Source organism: Austwickia sp. TVS 96-490-7B, assembly GCF_019331795.1.
In the GTDB taxonomy this organism is placed as follows: Bacteria; Actinomycetota; Actinomycetes; order Actinomycetales; family Dermatophilaceae; genus Austwickia.
The window spans coordinates 324,922-341,433 of record NZ_JAHPZL010000003.1 but is presented as its reverse complement, the minus strand read 5'-3'; the positions used below and the strand labels follow the sequence as shown (position 1 = coordinate 341,433).

Genomic DNA, 16,512 nt, shown 5'->3' with positions numbered 1-16,512 from the left:
CACCGTAGGGAAAGGACATCACGCATGACCATCAACTGGGACGACCTGCACACCGCTGCCGTCGCCGCCATGAAACACGCCTATGCGCCGTACTCGCAGTTTCCGGTTGGAGTGGCTGGGCTCGTCGACGACGGTCGCATCGTCTCCGGATGCAATGTCGAAAACGCTTCGTACGGCGTCGGACTGTGCGCCGAATGTGGAATGGTCTCCCACCTGGCCATGACCGGCGGAGGGCGGCTCGTTGCGGTCTGGTGCGTTGACGCCCGTGAAGAGACCCTGATGCCCTGTGGTCGCTGCCGCCAGCTGCTCTACGAATTCGGTGGACCCACCTGTCAGATCTACACCCCCGAAGGGATCATGACCTTGGCGCAGATCCTGCCGCAGGCCTTCGGCCCAGCCGACCTCGACGCGGTCCGCGACGCCACCGCCACGACCTGACTGCGCCGACACCTCAGCGAGGCGCGGGCAGATATTCGATCAAGGGTCCGGTGTCAGGGATGTGTCGTGGCGGAAGAAGCTGCGGGGCGTTCCTGGCCGTTGAATCGGGTGCTGGCCCGGCGCCCCGCCGAGGTGATTCGATCCACCCACGGCGAGTTCAACATCCTGCGGGCGGTGTGACCGTCAACAGTGCCACTCGCCTGGGGATCACCTGACGGAGGCGCTGGCAATAACCGGCCGACTAACCCTAGGATCGCGCCGGTCATTGCCGGGGCCACCCCACCCACCCGCATCCCGACCTGAGCTAGTGGGGAGATCACCACCATGCCGCGACCCGCTAAGACTCCCTCGGCGATCCGTGCCGCGGCCGCTGACGCATCCGAGGAGACCAACGGCAGCGACGCGCTCGGCGCGAACCAGGCATATTCCTTGGCCTGATCGCCCGTGAATTGCGCCGCGCCTTGTGAACCGGTCCGCATCAACCCCGGAACGATCGTGGTGGCCGTGACCCCACTACCTGCCAGGTCAGCTCGTAGACCGTCGCAGAATCCAATGGCGCCAGCTTTGGCCGTGGAATACGGCAACAGATGTGGCACCGACAGCTTCCCGCCGATGGAAGTCACCACACCAATCCGTCCCCGCCGCCGCTTCCGCATACCATCCAGAACCGCCAACGACAGGTTGATTGGTCCCCACAGCATCACGTCAAGGCAACGCTCGTAATGGTCCCGGGTCATCGACACCGCTGGACCGACCTGAATGATTCCGGCGACATGCACCGCGACGTCCACCGGACCTACCTCCGTCTCGACCTGACGGATCACCCCCGCCAGGGCGTCAGCGTCGGTGACATCAGCGACGTACGTCGTCATGGACCACCCCCAGGAGCGCATCAGCTCCCGGGCGTCGCCCAGGGACTCCTCAGAACGGGCCAACCCCACGACACGGCAGCCTCGGGACGCCAACTCCCGTGCGACAAGTAGACCTAAGCCGCGAGACGCCCCAGCCACTACCGCGACAGGGCTGGGCGGGAGCGCACCGGGACGAGCCAATGCAGCGGTCAATGACGGAAATCTCGACATGATGACGGACTACCCCATTCTGGTGTCTTTAATCAGGTCACCGAAGGTGGTGAGCGGTGACCGGTAGCGACCAGGCTGCTGCCCGGGATAGTGACATCGCAGCTCAGCAGATGTCACTGCGTCGGCTGGAACCACCGCCGCCACCACGGCGTCGGGCGGGAACCACGCCGACGGGATCGCTGATCCACCACCGCACCCGTTGCCGGGGCATCGGCCGTTGCCGGAGCGGTCATCTCCGGCTGCTCCGCTGGTGCAGCGTCGAGCGGTTCTGGTGCTGCTGCGACAGGCTGTTCCGGCGTCGCGGTGTCAGGCTGAGTTGGCGCCGCAGCCTCGTCGTCGGGCATCGCGGCAACTGATGGCGGGGATGGTTCCGCAGCGGCTGAAGCCGCAGCAACCGAAGCCGGTGGGGTCGGAGTCGAGGCGCCAAAACGAGCAGCGACGTCCGCGCCGTGCTGCAAAGCCTCAGACACCAAGCGAATCTGCTCATCAGGGTCAGGATGGGCCATGCCCCGCTCGATCTGAGCGATGACTGAACGGAACACCGCAGGAGGAAGTTGATCGGCCCACGGTGCGACCCGCAACATCGGGCCGGTCGCCAACCGGGGCTGCGAGGTGATCGCGGTCGCCGCGACAGTGGAGATGATCCGTCGGGCGTCAGCGTCAGGAACGACAGGAAGAGAACCGGTGTCAGGGTTGAGCGAGGTCACGCCGCTAGTGTCGCAGGGGCAGCGGCAAATCCGTGCACCGGGCCCATCAGTCGATCACGCCGACGCCGACGTACCCTCTGGCGGAAGCGTCAGGTGGGCGAGCAACGAAGTGATCATCTGCTCACAAGCAGCGAGCTGCTCCAATGGGACGTACTCGTTGGGTCCATGGGCTTGGGCGATATCCCCAGGGCCACACACGATCGCATCGATTCCCGCAGCCGCGAACTGACCCGCCTCGGTGCCGTACGGGACCTTGGCCTGATCCACCACCACACCGATATCCCGAGCCAACCCAGCAGCCGCCCCGGACGCGGAACTGGACAATCCGGGCACCATCGACAGCGGACGCACTCGGACCCGCGCCGCCGACGACTGGCGCTGCATCAGCTCTTCCTGCTGAGCGGCAATCGCCTTGATCTGATTCAGCACCTCATGCGGGTCATGACCCTCGATCGTCCGGAAATCTGCGAGGAGCACACACCGATCAGCGACAGTGTTGGCGGCGATCCCACCGTGGGCCACATTGACCCCGATCGTGCTGAAGGGCACCTCGTGGTCGAGATCACGCGGCCCCGCCGTGGCATATGTCTCCGCGAGATCAGCGATCTGCCCGATGATGCGTGCCGCATGGGTCAGCGCGTTGACCCCGTGCGGAGCCAACGAACTGTGACAGGCCAAGCCCACGACCTCGATCTCCACGATATTCACCGACTTGTGAGCCAATACCGCCCGCATTGAGGTGGGTTCTCCGATGATCGCTGCCCGCGGTTGAGCGCCGGAGGCCATCAGGCCACGGACCAGGTCAGCACCGCCAACGCATCCCACTTCCTCGTCGTAACTGAAGGCCAGATGGACCGGCTCACGCAACCGAGCCGCGACCATCTCCGGCACTGCCGCCAGCACGCAGGCGAGGAAACCTTTCATATCTGTCGACCCCCGCCCGTAGAGCAGCCCGTCGCGGATATCCACCTCGAAGGGATCGCTATCCCAGTCCTGCCCATCAACGGGAACCACATCGGTATGACCGGAGAGCACCACTCCGCCGCTCGTCGTACCGTCCGCTGCCGGGATCGTCGCCATGAGATTGGCCCATCCGGTCCGCGGCGCAGGAAGCACCGTCGACGTCACCCCGTGACGGTTCAACTCGTGAGCCACTACGTCGATCAACGGTGTATTCGGCTCCCTGCTCGTCGTGTCGATCCGGACCAGCCGCTTCACCCAGTCCACGGTGCGCTCGCGAGGAAGGGTCATCGGGTGCCTCCTGGTGATGGTCAGTACGGGACGTCCTTGCGGTCAACCTAGTCTCGATCGTTCCCCACGGGGTCGATGGGGGCAGCGCAGGAGGCCCGCCCAGCCGGGTCGTTGCGGCGCTGGGCGGAGGCATTCGGTCCGGTACGGCAGGATTTATGTCATGAATGAAGCCTTCGATGCTGTAGATGTGATCCGGACCAAACGTGACGGGGGCAGGCTCTCCGATGCCCAGATCGACTGGGTGATCGACGCCTACACCCGGGGAGCAGTGGCCCATGAGCAGATGAGCGCGTTGGCGATGGCCATCCTGCTGCGCGGCATGGACCGCCCCGAAATCGCGCGCTGGACTGCGGCGATGATCGCCAGCGGCGAGCGGATGGACTTCTCTGGGCTCAGCCGTAAGACCGCGGACAAGCACTCGACCGGGGGAGTGGGTGACAAGATCACCTTGCCGTTGGCGCCGCTGGTGGGAGCGTACGGCGTCGCTGTTCCGCAGCTGTCCGGTCGTGGGTTGGGGCACACCGGGGGGACGCTGGACAAGCTGGAGGCGATCCCTGGCTGGCGGGCTGCGTTGTCCAACGAAGAAATGATGCGCCAGCTCGACGAGGTCGCAGCGGTGATCTGCGCTGCTGGGTCGGGTCTGGCGCCGGCCGACAAAAAACTGTATGCGCTGCGTGATGTGACCGGCACGGTCGAGGCGATCCCGCTCATTGCCAGCTCCATCATGAGCAAGAAAATCGCTGAGGGCACGGGGGTGCTGATCCTCGACGTCAAGGTCGGTTCCGGGGCGTTCATGAAAACTGAGGAGTCGGCGCGGGAGCTGGCACGCACCATGGTCGACTTGGGGCAAGACGCGGGGGTGCATACCGTGGCTTTGCTCACCGACATGTCCACTCCGTTGGGGCTGACTGCAGGCAACGCCTTGGAGGTGCGTGAATCAGTTGAGGTTCTCGCCGGTGGGGGGCCGCAGGATGTCATCGACCTGACGGTGGAGCTGGCCAAGGAGATGCTGGCCGGGGCCGGTGTCACGGACGTTGATCCGGCGGAAGCGTTGCGGGACGGCCGGGCCATGGATGTGTGGCGTCGGATGATCAGTGCGCAGGGCGGTGACCCGGACGCGACCCTGCCAGTGGCCAAGGAGCAGGAGGTCATCACGGCTGACCGTGATGGTGTCCTCACCGAACTGGATGCTCTCGGTGTGGGGGTCGCTGCGTGGCGTCTCGGGGCTGGCCGGGCCCGTCAAGATGAGGCAGTTCAGGCTGGCGCCGGTGTGGAACTGCATGCCAAGCCGGGTGACACCGTCCGCGCAGGGCAGCCGTTGATGACATTGCACACCGACACACCAGAGCGGTTTGCTCGCGCCCAGGAAGCTCTGCAAGGGGCCTGGAGCATTGGCGAGGTCGCTCCGGATCGTCCGCAGCTCATCATCGACCGCATCAGCTGAGCGATGCTGATGCCGTGCCGATGACGCGCGAGGTCCCCGGTGGAGCCGGGGTGTCACCGCACCCTGGCTCCACCAGTGGTCGACCCTCCACCAGTGGTCGACCCTCCACCAGTGGTCGACCCTCCAGCGACGGGGCGAACCAGTGGCCGCTCTGGCCAGGTGAAGGCACTGCTGAATCACCGGGAGCTGCGGCATCCTGAATCAATGCCGGAACTGATCACGAAGCCGGTGCGGGTTCCGGCGCCCGGGGGCAAGACGGTCGTCGAGCATCTAGGCCGCCAGAGCACCGGGCATGAAGCGGTGTCAGTCGCGCACATCCACGTACCACCCGGATGGGACCAGCCATTTCAGACGCCGGAGTTCGACGAAGTCACGCTCGTGCTCACCGGCACCGTTCTGGTCGATCACGACGGCGGGCAAGCCGTCGTACGAGCAGGTCAGTCGTTGATCGCCCGCGCCGGCGAACGGATCCGTTATTCGGTAGGAGAGAGCGGGGCCGAATTCATCGCGATCTGTCTGCCCGCGTTTAGCCCCACGACGGCCCACAGGGAGTCTCGTGACGAGCGGTAATTCTGCGGCGGAACTCCTGCTGCTGCTGCAACCGCACCCAATCTCGGCGTCCCCGCTCGACAAGGACCGCTTCTAAGAACATTTCCGGTGGGGTCCCCGGCGGCGGGCCGGGGGAGACATGGGCAACGGCTTGAGCAGCCAAGGACATCGCCAACTGCTGACGCGGAACAGGGCGGATCTGCGGGGCACGACTGAGCAGCTCGCGGATCGACAGCGCCAACTGATCAGGCAGCGGGGCAATGTCGGCGTGCTGCGCCCAGGCCACTAACGGTGGCGCAATCGACCCCTGCTTGGGGTGAGGTGGCGTATACCGATCCTGGACGACGTACGTCCCTGCGGCGAGGTCGCCGAGACGTTTGCTGCGAGTGTTTAACAGTCCGGTCACCAACGCTGGCGCACCGGTGAACATGTAAATCTCCATGACCCCGACCAGCTGACGAGTCAGCGCATGTCGGAAGCTGATCGGACCGCCGTCATCACGGATCGTCCGCAGCCCCAAGACCAATTTCGCCAGGCTTCGTCCGCCGCTGAAGGTTTCGCAGACCACGGGGAACGTGATCATGCCTGCCACGATCACCACCACCGACACCGTTGCCGCGACGGCCGGGTCGACAATCCCCGCCACGAACAACGATGCCGCGTTCGCGGGGACGATGACGATCGACCAGGTGAAAAACAAGTCCATTACCCCGGAGAGCGCTCGGATCCCCAGCGATGCCGACGGCAAATCCAACGCCACGGCTTCACCTGTGACCAGGTTTTCGCTGGGTTGCGCCGCTCCCGGGTAACTCTCTGACGGACCTGCGATATTCACTCAGTCAGCGTATCGGCACGGATCACCTCGGGAACCGTCAACCGTGGGGATCAGCGGGCAACTACAGTGACCTCGTGGACCTGGATGCTTACGTCGCGACCCATCTCCCCACGTGGCGACGCCTCGAAGTGCTGGTCAAACGTCGACGGTTGACTGGCCCCCAGGTTGACGAACTGCTCGACCTGTATCAGCGCACGGCGACCCACCTCTCGGCGGTCCGTTCCGAGGCCCCTGACCCAGAACTCGTCGGCTATCTGTCGTGGCTGTCCATGCGGGCGCGCTCGCATGCTCACCGCCCGCAGCGGGCCAGTGTGCGTGCCATTGGGACGTTCTTCAGCGACACCTTCCCCGCCGCGTTGTATCAGGCCAGGTATTGGTGGCTCGGCACGCTAGCGGTCAATGTCATCGTGACTGCGGCCCTCATGTGGTGGTTTGTGGAGCATCCCGGGGCGGAGAGTTCGTTGCTGTCGCCGGGTGATATCCGGCAACTGGTGGACCGCGATTTTGCGAATTATTACGTGGAGAACGCCGCGTCCAGTTTTGCTTTTCGGGTGTGGACGAACAACCTGCTGGTTGCGGCGATGTGTATTGCTTTTGGGGCGTTGGGTTTTCCGGTGATCACGGCGTTGTGGAGCAACATCTTCAACCTGAGTGTCATCGGTGCGTTGATGATCAACGCTGGCCGCGCCGATGTGTTCTTTGGCCTGATCAGTCCGCACGGCATTCTTGAGCTGACCTGCGTTTTTGTGGCGGGAGGGCTGGGGCTTCGGTTGTTCTGGTCGTGGGTGGAGCCAGGTCGGCTCACTCGCAGCCAGTCCTTTGCCGCCAGCGGTCGCAGCGCGATGAGTGTGGCGCTGGGGTTGGTATTGGTGTTAGGAATTTGCGGTCTCATTGAAGGTTTTGTGACACCGTCGTCGCTGCCGACCGCCATACGAGTGGGAATTGGCGTCCTTGCTGAAGTGCTCTTCCTGACCTATGTCTTCACCGTCGGACGGTGGGCTGCGCACCGAGGCATTGACGGTGATGTCGGAGCGGATCACTCCGGATATGTCGCACCAGCTCGGGACTGACCGTCGCTGCCTCACTCATAGCAGGCCGCGGGCTTTCAAAGCGAGGTAATGCTGACAGAGCGCCAACGGGAGCCGATCCGGAGGCTCATCCACGACGTGCACGTTCAGCCGATTCAGCGATTCTGCAGTGTGTGCCCGGGCAGCGATGGTCTGTTCGGCTGCCGCCGCGGCATAGACCTGGGTGAGGTCGAACGCTGACGGTGACGCATCGGCAGTGCCGTGCTGCGCGGGCAGAGTGGCCGCAGCCAGTGCTGGGTCCTGGACCGATGCCACCACCACCCGGTGGTGGTGGGTCAACGTGGGGAGCACCGGCAGCAGGCTTTCTTCCACGGCAGCTGGTTCCAGCGGAGTCAGGAGCACCACGAGCGCCCGGCGGCGGACCCTCGCGCTGACCGCGCCCACCAGCCGTGGCCAGTCGGCTTCCACCAGGGAGGGTTCCACCGGGGCCATCGCGGTGACCAGTTGGTGAAGGAGCTCTCCGCGCCGATCAGTGCGCACCTGCGCATGCACCGTCCGGTCACCGATTAACACCTCAACGCGGTCTCCTGCGCGGGACGCCAACGCTCCCAACAGCAGCGCTGCATCCATCGCCGAGTCGAGTCGGGGCATGTCGAGGATGCGTCCGGCGCTGGTCCGGGAGGTGTCCAGCACTAGGACGACGTGCCGGTCCCGTTCGGGTTGCCAGGTGCGTACGACGACCTGTTGACGGCGCGCCGAGGCCCGCCAGTCAATGCTGCGTACGTCGTCACCTTCGACGTAATCGCGCAACGAGTCGAACTCAGTGCCTTGACCGCGGGTCCGTACTGCGGATCGTCCGTCTAGCTGGCGCAGCTCGGCCAACAGGCTCGGCAGATGCTTCCGGGAATGGAACGGCGGCAAAGCCCGTGCCACCCCTGGTACGTCGAAGGAACGCTGTCGGGCGGCTAATCCCAGCGGTCCGAATACCCGCACCGTCAACCGGTCGGTCAAGCGGTCACCGCGGCGAGTGGGCGTCAACGTCACGTCGAAGGTGGCGCTGCGGCCCGGGTGCAGCACCATCTGGGAACGATCGTGGTGGGCCCCAGCGGACGGCTGCCAGGCGTCGCGCAGCTGCATCCTGACCTGACGGCGAGTCGGGTTCGTCACGGTCAGTCTGCTGCGGGTGGAGGCACCCAGTCGGACGGGTTCCACCGGGGACCGTGTTGCCGACAGCCGTCCCGGTGAGGTGGCCAGCGCCACGTCGAGCAGCGCCAAAGCCACCGAAAGCACCCACCATCCGCGCACCAACATCGCTTGTGGCCAGATCAGGAGCAGAGCTGTCCCTGCCGCCACCAAGGCCACGAACCGGCCGGTCACGGCCATGAGGTCACCCCGTCGTCGATCATCGGGGCACCGGCACTGAGGCGACCGCGTTGGCGAGCACCGTCCCGACTGACACTCCGTCCAGTTCGGCTTCCGGGCGCAACCGCAGCCGGTGCGCCAAGGTCGCGTGCGCCAACGCCTTCACATCATCTGGGGTGACGAAAGAGCGGCCATTCAGCCAGGCCCACCCTCGGGAGGTCGCCAACAGTGCAGTCGCCCCACGAGGACTGACTCCCAATTCCAGCGATGGCGAGTGCCGGGTCGCCCGGGCGATGTCGACGATGTACGCCGCGACATCTGGGGCGATTGCGACTCGCCGTACTGCTTCTGCTGCGGCTAACAAGTCAGCTGGGCCAGCAACGGGAGTCAATCCGGCGGCGGCGAGATCGCGAGGATCGAAACCCGCAGCGTGCCGCTGCAGCACAGCCACTTCCTCGTGTCGATCGGGAAGCCCGATCTCAATTTTTAAGAGGAAGCGGTCGAGCTGGGCCTCTGGCAGCGGATAGGTCCCTTCGTGTTCTACCGGGTTTTGCGTCGCCGCCACCAGGAAAGGCGACGGCAAGAGTCGGGTCTCTCCATCGACGCTGACCTGTCGCTCCTCCATCGCCTCCAACAATGCTGCCTGCGTCTTGGGAGGGGTCCGGTTAATCTCGTCTGCGAGGAGCAGATTGGTAAAGACTGGCCCAGCGCGGAAACTGAACTCCGCGGAGGTCGGGTCATAGACCAATGATCCCGTGATGTCGCCGGGCATCAGGTCCGGGGTGAACTGGACCCGTTTGGTGTCGATCGCCAGCGCCGCAGCCAGCGAACGGACCAGCAACGTTTTGGCGACCCCGGGAACACCTTCCAGGAGGACATGCCCTCGGGAAATCAACCCGATGATTAACCCAATCACCGCACTGTCCTGGCCAACTACGGCTTTGCCGACCTCATCTCTCACCGCCAGCAACTTCTCCCGTGCCGCGCTGTCTTCGCGGCTTTCCTCTGGCATCTGCGAATACCCGTGGGGAGCCCCCGACGCGGGTGGCTGAGTGGGCGACATCTGTGGGGGCGGGGGATACCCTCCCTGGTGACCGGGGTGGTAGCCCTCCGGCATGGGCGGCTGCGGGTCATATGGCCTGGCCTGCGGCACGGAGGCACCTTGCGGGGGGAAGGGGGGCTGATCGGTCATGATCGGCGGACCTCTTTCTCGATGGTGGTCAAATCACCCGCGAGGGTGGTCAACGCTTCTGATGAGTCCGGAGCGCTCGTCAGCGCGGCCAAGACCTGATCCGTGGGTCGCCCGGTGCGCGCCGACACCGCCGCTGCCACGCTCTGCGTGTCCGACCCTTCCGGCAACCCCAAGAGGGGGCTGAGACGGTGACGGGTTGCTTCTTGCAGGACGCTAGCGGCATACGCCGGTTGGCGGGCCCGACGGTACATCTGGCTGCGAGCGACTGTGGTCTCGTTGGCTTGGACGATGACGGGCAGCGGCTCCTGGGCCAGCCGACCAAGGCGGCGCCCCCGCCACCACATCAGCGCCACGACCATACCGGCCAAAGCCAAGACCAAGGGTTGGAACCACGCTGGCGGCCAAGCATTCTCCGAGGAGGCGGCGTCCTTCGGTGTCGATCGGGGATCTTGGATGCCTAAGTACCAGATCAGGTGCGGGGATCGACTGAGGTATCGCACTGCCATCGCTGCGTGATCCAACTCAGTCAACTGGCTATTAGAAAATATCCAGGGGTTGCCGATGACGGTGACCCGCTGCCCACTGGGGCGGGTGAATGTCACCACCGCACCGCCGGATTCGGTGATAGCTGCCGGACCGGGAAAACACACCTGTCCTTTGGTGGCACCCACGAATCGGTACGTCTCGGACGGCCCGCCGATCTCTTCCTTCCCAGTGGTCAGGTCGGTGACACAGGTGGCGGTCAAGGCACCGTCCACACCACCTGATGACTCGACCTCCGGGACCAACTCTTTCAAGACGGACTGATGGGGCTGCACCACCACCAGATCTTGAGCTGTCGTCGAGGCGCGTTTCACCGATGCGAGCGCTTCCGGCGCTAAACTTCCCCGCCGGAAGACCAGCAACGTGGCACCGCGCGCATCCCCGATCTGGTCCGCTGACATCGCCTGGGTCATCCGGATCTTCTGATGATCAGTCAACACTTGCGCCACAGCAGCACTGCCCATTGACCGCGTCACCCGAGGATCACCCTCAGCTGCGTTGCCTCCTTGGAGGCCCTGCCAAGACCCCATCACCACCGCCGTCAACAGCACAAGCAGGACAATCGCCGCCGTGATCCCAGCGCGGGCCCCACGCCTCATCCCTGCGCCGCCAACGCATCGACAGCTTCCGCCGGGTCATCGTGGCGAGGGGCAGCGTGGCGTAACGATTCCTCCAGCGTCAGCATGGCCTGCGCCTCCGGGAAAGAGGGGGCGCCACCGCCGTACCGGGCCAGGTCAAAGCATGACGACGCTGCCCGGGCCCGATCCCCGAAACCATCGAAGGTCGCCTCTACCGCTTGCGCGAACTCCCCAGAGGTGCGATCCAAAGCCTCATCCAACAAATGCCGTTCAATCAGACCCGCGGCCATCGACCGGAACGCCTCCACTACCGCCGTCGCCGTGTCGCCCCGAGCCAACGCCGCCACCGCCAACTCCCGGTACGTCGCTGCAGTCAACGCGGGACCGTCAAACACCGGCATCGCGTCTTCCGAGGACACTTCCGGTTTCTTGGTCCGACGTGCCCACCGCAATCCCAATGCCAGCACCACAACCAGGAGCAGGATCCCCAGCAGCACAGCCACCACCGGGATGGACCACCGCCCAGGAGGCCCCGAAGAGAACAGGTGACGGATCAGATCCATGATCCCGTTGAGAGCTTTTTCAATCCACGACTCGCCGTAGGCGTCCTTCGCGAGTTCCTGCCGGGCCCACTCGCGCGCAGTCCCTGGGTCCGGGGCAGGGTCAGCCGTCACCCACCAGCCCAGCATCGCCACCTGTCGCATCACCGTCGCCCCCGCCGCCGGGCATCCTCAAGCAGCATCACATCGAAACCTTCGGTGCGCACCCGAAGATCCGTGTAATACAACGTTCGTAACGCCGCCTCAAAGGGCAACGTCAGGCACAACACCACCAGGGAGAGCAGCACCGGCAATGCCGCGCCAATGATCCCCTGCTCCAGCTTGATTCCCCCCACCTCAGTTGCAAACAGCACCCCCAACGCGAAAGGCACCGACAACGACACCGATAACAACATCGTCAACAGACGCAACACTATCCCGATCGCAAACGTCCGCATCACCGACCCATGCACCAAGCTCCACGACCGTCGTACCGCCCGCCACGGACCCAGCCCCTCCAACACCACCGCCGCTGGAGCTGCCACAAAGGGCACCCGAAGCACCTCAATCAACGCAGCCAATGCCCCCATCGTCAACCACAAATTCACTGGTTGCGCTGAAGAACCCCCCAAACCCAGCCACACCGCAGCGATCACCGGCACCAGCACCGCCGCCATCACCGCCACATACCCCACCAGGGCGCCGATTCGGGGTGCCGTCGCCGCCCACCACGCCCGCAGAGTGTTCTTCCGACCCAACACGGCGTACGACGTCGGAACCGCTAACAACCCCGCAGCGAGACCCCCCAACAAGCTCCACCCCGCCGTCGTCGGCGACGGCCTCAACCCGAAGATCCCCTGCTTCACCGACAACGACTCCATCCACACCCCAATCCCCGTCTCCACCACGACCGCCCCCGCCGCCACCACAGCAATCACCCCCAAATACAACGCCGGAGCAGTCCGCACCGACCGTACCGACGCGTCCACCAACGGACCCATATCCATCGGTCGTAACGTGATCACCCCAGGTCGATACGCGAGCACCTGCGCCGACCCCATCGCCTCGTCCACCGACTCCGGCAAACCAGCCATCGACAACTCTGGCGAAAACCCCTCCGCCACCCCGAACCGGTCCCCATAAATCGGGCCCTGAGAACCCGGCGACACCGACCCCGGCGGCACCAGAACGGCAGCTGCCGGTGCCTCAGGTTGCTGCGTCATCCCTGTGTCCTCACCTCTGGTCACCGACCTGTCGCCCAGCGACGATGGCCACCATCATGCCTCACCGGGCGACGGACACCTGGGCATATCGACGACAACACCGCACCTCCATCCGACAACAACCGCCACGCCAGACCTGCGCGGACACTCCCGCACGCCGTGACCTCGATATCCTGCCCCAGACACGACAAGGCACAACGACGAGGTGAACCGTGGAACGGCAGAGCTTCCGCCAATGGGGACAACTGATGGTGGGCATCACCCTCGCCGCCGTGGCGTTCGCTGTGCTCTGGTCCATGGCTGGAGGGTGGAACACCCCGTCGACGACCACCACGGCCTGGTGCATCGCAGCTCTGGTCGTCTCCTATGCCGGTTTCCTCCGGCCGTGTGTCGTCGTAGATGACCGGGGGGTCCAGATCCGCAACATACTCCGTGACACCACCGTGCCCTGGAACGAGATAGACGCAGCCCGGTCCTCGTGGAGCCTGATCGTCGACGCCGCCGGGACGTCCTACACCTCCTGGGCCATCTCTGGGACAGCTAGCCCCGGCCGGGACGCACTCCGGCGCCGTCAAGAATCCTCAGCGGCGACCACACTCGGTCCCCACGACGTCATGGTCGTCGACGCCTCCGCTGTCGAAGCCGGTCTGCGACCGCCCACCTGGGGAGCCTCGGCCGCTGCTATCGCCGCGTGGATCGAACGGGGACGCGATCACCGCCCGACGAGCCTCAAGCCCGTCAGTGAGGAACACCCCCAACTGGCTACCACCCACACCGACATGGCCTGGGCCCCCACGCTTCTACTGCTCCTCGGCGCGCTCGCGGTGATGGCCGTCACCGTGCTCTAACGCCGGCGACGACCGACACCCACGCCCGTCAACTCAGATCGCCACCACGATGCGCGCCAACAACTTGCCACATCGCGCCGCGGCAGCCTGACCGGCTTCCACGACCTCTGCATGCGACAGCGGGTTCGGGGAAATACCCGCAGCAGCGTTCGTCACCAGAGACACGCCCAACACCTCCATGCCGCACTGCCGGGCCGCAATGGCCTCCAATGTCGTCGACATACCTACCAGGTCGCCGCCCAAGACACGAGCCATTCGCACCTCGGCTGGAGTCTCGTAGTGCGGTCCTCGGAACTGTACATAGACGCCCTCGTCCAGATCCGGGTCGATCTGCTGGGCCAGCTCACGCAGCCGCGGCGAATACAGATCGGTCAGATCCACGAAGTTCGCGCCCTCGATGGGCGACTGCCCTGTGAGGTTCAGGTGGTCACTGATCAGCACCGGAGTCCCCGGTGCCCACTCGGCCCGCAACCCGCCACACCCATTGGTCAAGACGATCGCCCGGCATCCGGCAGCAGCAGCGGTCCGCACCGCATGCACCACCGCTCGCACCCCCCGACCCTCATAGAAATGAGTCCGCGTCCCGAAGACCAACGCTCGCCGATCCGAATCCCCGATCGCCACCGACCGCATCGTCCCCGAATGACCCGCCACCGCGGCTTTGGCGAAACCCGGCACTGCGTCGTGCGGCAACGACGCCCGAGTCTCCCCGATCAGATCCGCAGTCTGTCCCCACCCCGACCCGAGGACCAACGCGATGTCGTGACGGGCCACACCAGTGCCCTCAGCGATCACCGCCGCAGCCTGCTCAGCTAGTACAAAAGGATCCTGGGTATCCACACACTGTTCCTCAGCCATGACAGCAGACTAGGGCCTGATCCCGACAGACCCCATGTGACACGGATACTGCAGCTCCACCGTCCGCACAGGCGTAGCGTTCACCAGCAGTGTCACCCCGACTCCGCGGCAATGACAGGATGGTCCCCGTGAGCGAACGAACGCAGTCTGTGGTCATCATCGGCGGAGGCCCCGGCGGCTACGAAGCGGCCCTTGTGGCAGCCTCCCTGAACGCCCAGGTCACCGTGATCGACTCCGATGGGGTCGGCGGATCCTGCGTCCTCACCGACTGCGTCCCCAGCAAAGCTCTCATCTCCACCGCGACCTACGTCGGTCGAGTCGGTGAGGCCGCGCAGATGGGAGTGCGCCTGGCCGCCCCCGAACGTCGTACCGCCAATGACGCCGCCCTCGATGCTGACCTTCCCCTGGTCAACGCCCGCATCCAAGCCCTCGCCAAAGCGCAAAGCGCCGACATCCGCACCGGGCTGCAGGCCCGAGGCGCTCATGTCGTCACTGGACGGGGACGGCTCATCTCACCGTCCCAGGTCCGAGTCACCCCTGCCACCAGCGGGGACGAGCCCCCAGCAGCGCCGTACGACATCGACGCAGACATGATCCTGCTTGCCACCGGAGCCGCCCCGCGCGTCATGGACACTGCGGTCCCCGACGGGGAACGCATCCTTACCTGGCAACAGATATGGACGCTCACCGACATCCCTGAACACCTCATCGTCGTCGGCTCCGGTGTCACCGGCGCCGAACTCGCCCAGGCTTACTTGGGGATGGGGACCACCGTCACCCTCGTCTCCTCCCGAGATCACGTCCTCCCCGGCGAAGACAGCGATGCCGCGCAAGTCATCGAGGACGTTTTCCGCGATCGAGGCATGCAGGTGCTCAACCGGTCCCGGATGGCTGCGGTACGACGTGACGGCGACCAGGTCCACGTACTCCTCGACGACGGTCGTGAGATCACCGGCAGCCACGCCCTGCTCGCTGTCGGATCCGTGCCCCGCACTGATGACCTCGGCTTGGAGGACATCGGAGTCGCCCGCACCGAGCGTGGACATATCCGCGTCGATCGGGTGTCTCGCACCAGCGTCCGTGGCGTTTATGCTGCTGGCGACTGCACCGGCGTCCTGCCGTTGGCCTCCGTCGCGGCCATGCAGGGTCGTATTGCCGTCGCACACGCCCTCGGTGATGCCGTCGCCCCGCTGAACATTCGCGGTGTCAGCTCCACCATCTTCACCGATCCAGAGATCGCTACTGTCGGCCTCACCAAAGCCGACGCGACCGACCGTGACGACATTCACCAGATCACCATGCCGTTGGCCACCAATGCCCGCGCCAAGATGGACAACGTCAGCGTCGGTTTCGTCAAGCTTTTCGCCCGTGCCGGCAGCAACCAGGTCGTCGGTGGTGTCGTCGTCGCCCCCCGCGCCAGCGAACTGATCTTCCCGATCGCCCTGGCCGTCGGGCAACGCCTCACCGTCGACCAGGTCGCCTCCACCATTACCGTCTACCCGTCTTTGTCCGGGTCGATCGCTGAAGCTGCCCGCCGCCTGCACGCTGTCGGCGACTGACATGTCACGGTGGCGTGCCCTCACCCACCGGTGGCGTCACAGACGTCGGCGGCCTCTGGGGGAGACGCTCAGCAATGGCGTCCATTCCGTCGAGGATGCCGTCAACATCCGCACCGGGAGTCGGTACGCCGACCAACTCGCCGTCGGCACTCGGGCCGTTGATGACGCCCTGGCTACCACCAGGCGGGCTAAAGACGCCTTCACCGAGGAGATGACCAGCACCCCCACCATCGACCAGGTCACGACCGACCCGGTCGACCCACCCACACCGATCGACCCGCCCACCAAGATCTGACCTTGGCCGCCGCTGCCGGACGACCCGCCGTGTCAGAATCCCGCCGGACTAGTCTCAATGCCTTTCAGTGAGCAGGTGCGAATGGTCACGGTGGAAACGTCAGCTGGCGTCATCCACCACCTGGCATGCCACCGCACTTCACCATCATCACCTGAACTGGCCGATTTTGCGGCATATCCCG

17 protein-coding genes are annotated in these 16,512 nt (G+C 65.1%); 7 read left to right on the top strand and 10 right to left on the bottom strand.

Annotated features, from left to right (window positions below; genetic code table 11):
• The first annotated feature begins 24 nt into the window (after positions 1–24).
• Positions 25–438: a cytidine deaminase gene (locus KEM60_RS04145; RefSeq protein ID WP_219106231.1), complete on the top strand. Its 414-nt coding sequence runs from the start codon at positions 25–27 to the stop codon at positions 436–438.
• Between the two features lie 53 nt (positions 439–491).
• Here the strand turns inward: KEM60_RS04145 and KEM60_RS04140 are convergent, their stop codons facing one another.
• The 3 genes from KEM60_RS04140 to argE form a co-directional block, all read right to left on the bottom strand.
• Positions 492–1,520, bottom strand: a complete 1,029-nt coding sequence (locus KEM60_RS04140) for an SDR family oxidoreductase (protein ID WP_219106230.1) — start codon at positions 1,518–1,520, stop codon at positions 492–494.
• A gap of 113 nt (positions 1,521–1,633) precedes the next feature.
• Entirely contained in the window at positions 1,634–2,227 is a 594-nt protein-coding gene (locus tag KEM60_RS04135; protein WP_219106229.1) for a hypothetical protein, read from the bottom strand.
• Between the two features lie 54 nt (positions 2,228–2,281).
• Positions 2,282–3,478 (bottom strand): acetylornithine deacetylase, encoded by a 1,197-nt coding sequence (argE, locus tag KEM60_RS04130; protein ID WP_219106228.1) that lies wholly within the window; start codon positions 3,476–3,478, stop codon positions 2,282–2,284.
• A 160-nt stretch (positions 3,479–3,638) separates the two neighbouring features.
• Between argE and KEM60_RS04125 the strand changes: the two genes are divergently transcribed.
• Positions 3,639–4,922, top strand: coding sequence for a thymidine phosphorylase (locus KEM60_RS04125; RefSeq protein WP_219106227.1), 1,284 nt, complete (start codon positions 3,639–3,641; stop codon positions 4,920–4,922).
• Positions 4,923–5,126: 204 nt separating this feature from the next.
• A complete protein-coding gene (locus KEM60_RS04120; protein ID WP_219106226.1) occupies positions 5,127–5,492 on the top strand; it encodes a cupin in 366 nt (121 codons plus the stop codon).
• Here the strand turns inward: KEM60_RS04120 and KEM60_RS04115 are convergent.
• Positions 5,449–6,306, bottom strand: a complete 858-nt coding sequence (locus KEM60_RS04115; protein WP_219106225.1) for an RDD family protein — start codon at positions 6,304–6,306, stop codon at positions 5,449–5,451. The genes KEM60_RS04120 and KEM60_RS04115 overlap by 44 nt on opposite strands.
• 74 nt (positions 6,307–6,380) lie before the next feature.
• Between KEM60_RS04115 and KEM60_RS04110 the strand changes: the two genes are divergently transcribed.
• Positions 6,381–7,376, top strand: a complete 996-nt coding sequence (locus tag KEM60_RS04110; RefSeq protein WP_219106224.1) for a stage II sporulation protein M — start codon at positions 6,381–6,383, stop codon at positions 7,374–7,376.
• Positions 7,377–7,391: 15 nt separating this feature from the next.
• On the opposite strand, the gene KEM60_RS04105 is transcribed toward KEM60_RS04110, so the two are convergent.
• The 5 genes from KEM60_RS04105 to KEM60_RS04085 are packed head-to-tail and all read right to left on the bottom strand — an operon-like array spanning position 7,392 to position 12,771.
• Positions 7,392–8,717 (bottom strand): DUF58 domain-containing protein, encoded by a 1,326-nt coding sequence (locus tag KEM60_RS04105; protein ID WP_219106223.1) that lies wholly within the window; start codon positions 8,715–8,717, stop codon positions 7,392–7,394.
• A 19-nt stretch (positions 8,718–8,736) separates the two neighbouring features.
• A complete protein-coding gene (locus KEM60_RS04100) occupies positions 8,737–9,888 on the bottom strand; it encodes a MoxR family ATPase (protein WP_219106222.1) in 1,152 nt (383 codons plus the stop codon).
• Positions 9,885–11,030: a DUF4350 domain-containing protein gene (locus KEM60_RS04095; RefSeq protein ID WP_219106221.1), complete on the bottom strand. Its 1,146-nt coding sequence runs from the start codon at positions 11,028–11,030 to the stop codon at positions 9,885–9,887. The genes KEM60_RS04100 and KEM60_RS04095 overlap by 4 nt, the downstream gene beginning before the upstream one ends.
• Complete coding sequence (locus tag KEM60_RS04090; RefSeq protein ID WP_255574307.1) at positions 11,027–11,713, bottom strand: DUF4129 domain-containing protein; 687 nt, start codon at positions 11,711–11,713, stop codon at positions 11,027–11,029. Before KEM60_RS04090 ends, KEM60_RS04095 begins: the two co-directional genes overlap by 4 nt.
• Positions 11,713–12,771: a hypothetical protein gene (locus KEM60_RS04085; RefSeq protein WP_219106219.1), complete on the bottom strand. Its 1,059-nt coding sequence runs from the start codon at positions 12,769–12,771 to the stop codon at positions 11,713–11,715. Before KEM60_RS04085 ends, KEM60_RS04090 begins: the two co-directional genes overlap by 1 nt.
• A gap of 212 nt (positions 12,772–12,983) precedes the next feature.
• On the opposite strand from KEM60_RS04085, the gene KEM60_RS04080 reads away from it, so the two are divergent.
• Positions 12,984–13,619, top strand: coding sequence for a PH domain-containing protein (locus KEM60_RS04080; protein WP_219106218.1), 636 nt, complete (start codon positions 12,984–12,986; stop codon positions 13,617–13,619).
• Positions 13,620–13,652: 33 nt separating this feature from the next.
• On the opposite strand, the gene KEM60_RS04075 is transcribed toward KEM60_RS04080, so the two are convergent.
• Positions 13,653–14,477: a purine-nucleoside phosphorylase gene (locus KEM60_RS04075; RefSeq protein WP_219106217.1), complete on the bottom strand. Its 825-nt coding sequence runs from the start codon at positions 14,475–14,477 to the stop codon at positions 13,653–13,655.
• A 128-nt stretch (positions 14,478–14,605) separates the two neighbouring features.
• Between KEM60_RS04075 and KEM60_RS04070 the strand changes: the two genes are divergently transcribed.
• Together KEM60_RS04070 and KEM60_RS04065 are read left to right on the top strand one after the other, a co-directional pair.
• Complete coding sequence (locus KEM60_RS04070) at positions 14,606–16,036, top strand: NAD(P)H-quinone dehydrogenase (protein ID WP_255574215.1); 1,431 nt, start codon at positions 14,606–14,608, stop codon at positions 16,034–16,036.
• A 1-nt stretch (position 16,037) separates the two neighbouring features.
• Positions 16,038–16,331 (top strand): antitoxin, encoded by a 294-nt coding sequence (locus tag KEM60_RS04065; RefSeq protein ID WP_219106215.1) that lies wholly within the window; start codon positions 16,038–16,040, stop codon positions 16,329–16,331.
• The last annotated feature ends 181 nt before the right edge of the window (positions 16,332–16,512 follow it).

Coding starts and splice junctions, on each gene's coding strand:
- KEM60_RS04090 (WP_255574307.1), bottom strand. CDS start 11,713: ATGCGACAGGTGGCGATGCTGGGCTGGTGGGTGACGGCTGACCCTGCC.
- KEM60_RS04085 (WP_219106219.1), bottom strand. CDS start 12,771: ATGACGCAGCAACCTGAGGCACCGGCAGCTGCCGTTCTGGTGCCGCCG.
- KEM60_RS04140 (WP_219106230.1), bottom strand. CDS start 1,520: ATGTCGAGATTTCCGTCATTGACCGCTGCATTGGCTCGTCCCGGTGCG.
- KEM60_RS04105 (WP_219106223.1), bottom strand. CDS start 8,717: ATGGCCGTGACCGGCCGGTTCGTGGCCTTGGTGGCGGCAGGGACAGCT.
- KEM60_RS04065 (WP_219106215.1), top strand. CDS start 16,038: ATGTCACGGTGGCGTGCCCTCACCCACCGGTGGCGTCACAGACGTCGG.
- KEM60_RS04145 (WP_219106231.1), top strand. CDS start 25: ATGACCATCAACTGGGACGACCTGCACACCGCTGCCGTCGCCGCCATG.
- argE (WP_219106228.1), bottom strand. CDS start 3,478: ATGACCCTTCCTCGCGAGCGCACCGTGGACTGGGTGAAGCGGCTGGTC.
- KEM60_RS04120 (WP_219106226.1), top strand. CDS start 5,127: ATGCCGGAACTGATCACGAAGCCGGTGCGGGTTCCGGCGCCCGGGGGC.
- KEM60_RS04095 (WP_219106221.1), bottom strand. CDS start 11,030: ATGAGGCGTGGGGCCCGCGCTGGGATCACGGCGGCGATTGTCCTGCTT.
- KEM60_RS04075 (WP_219106217.1), bottom strand. CDS start 14,477: ATGGCTGAGGAACAGTGTGTGGATACCCAGGATCCTTTTGTACTAGCT.
- KEM60_RS04100 (WP_219106222.1), bottom strand. CDS start 9,888: ATGACCGATCAGCCCCCCTTCCCCCCGCAAGGTGCCTCCGTGCCGCAG.
- KEM60_RS04125 (WP_219106227.1), top strand. CDS start 3,639: ATGAATGAAGCCTTCGATGCTGTAGATGTGATCCGGACCAAACGTGAC.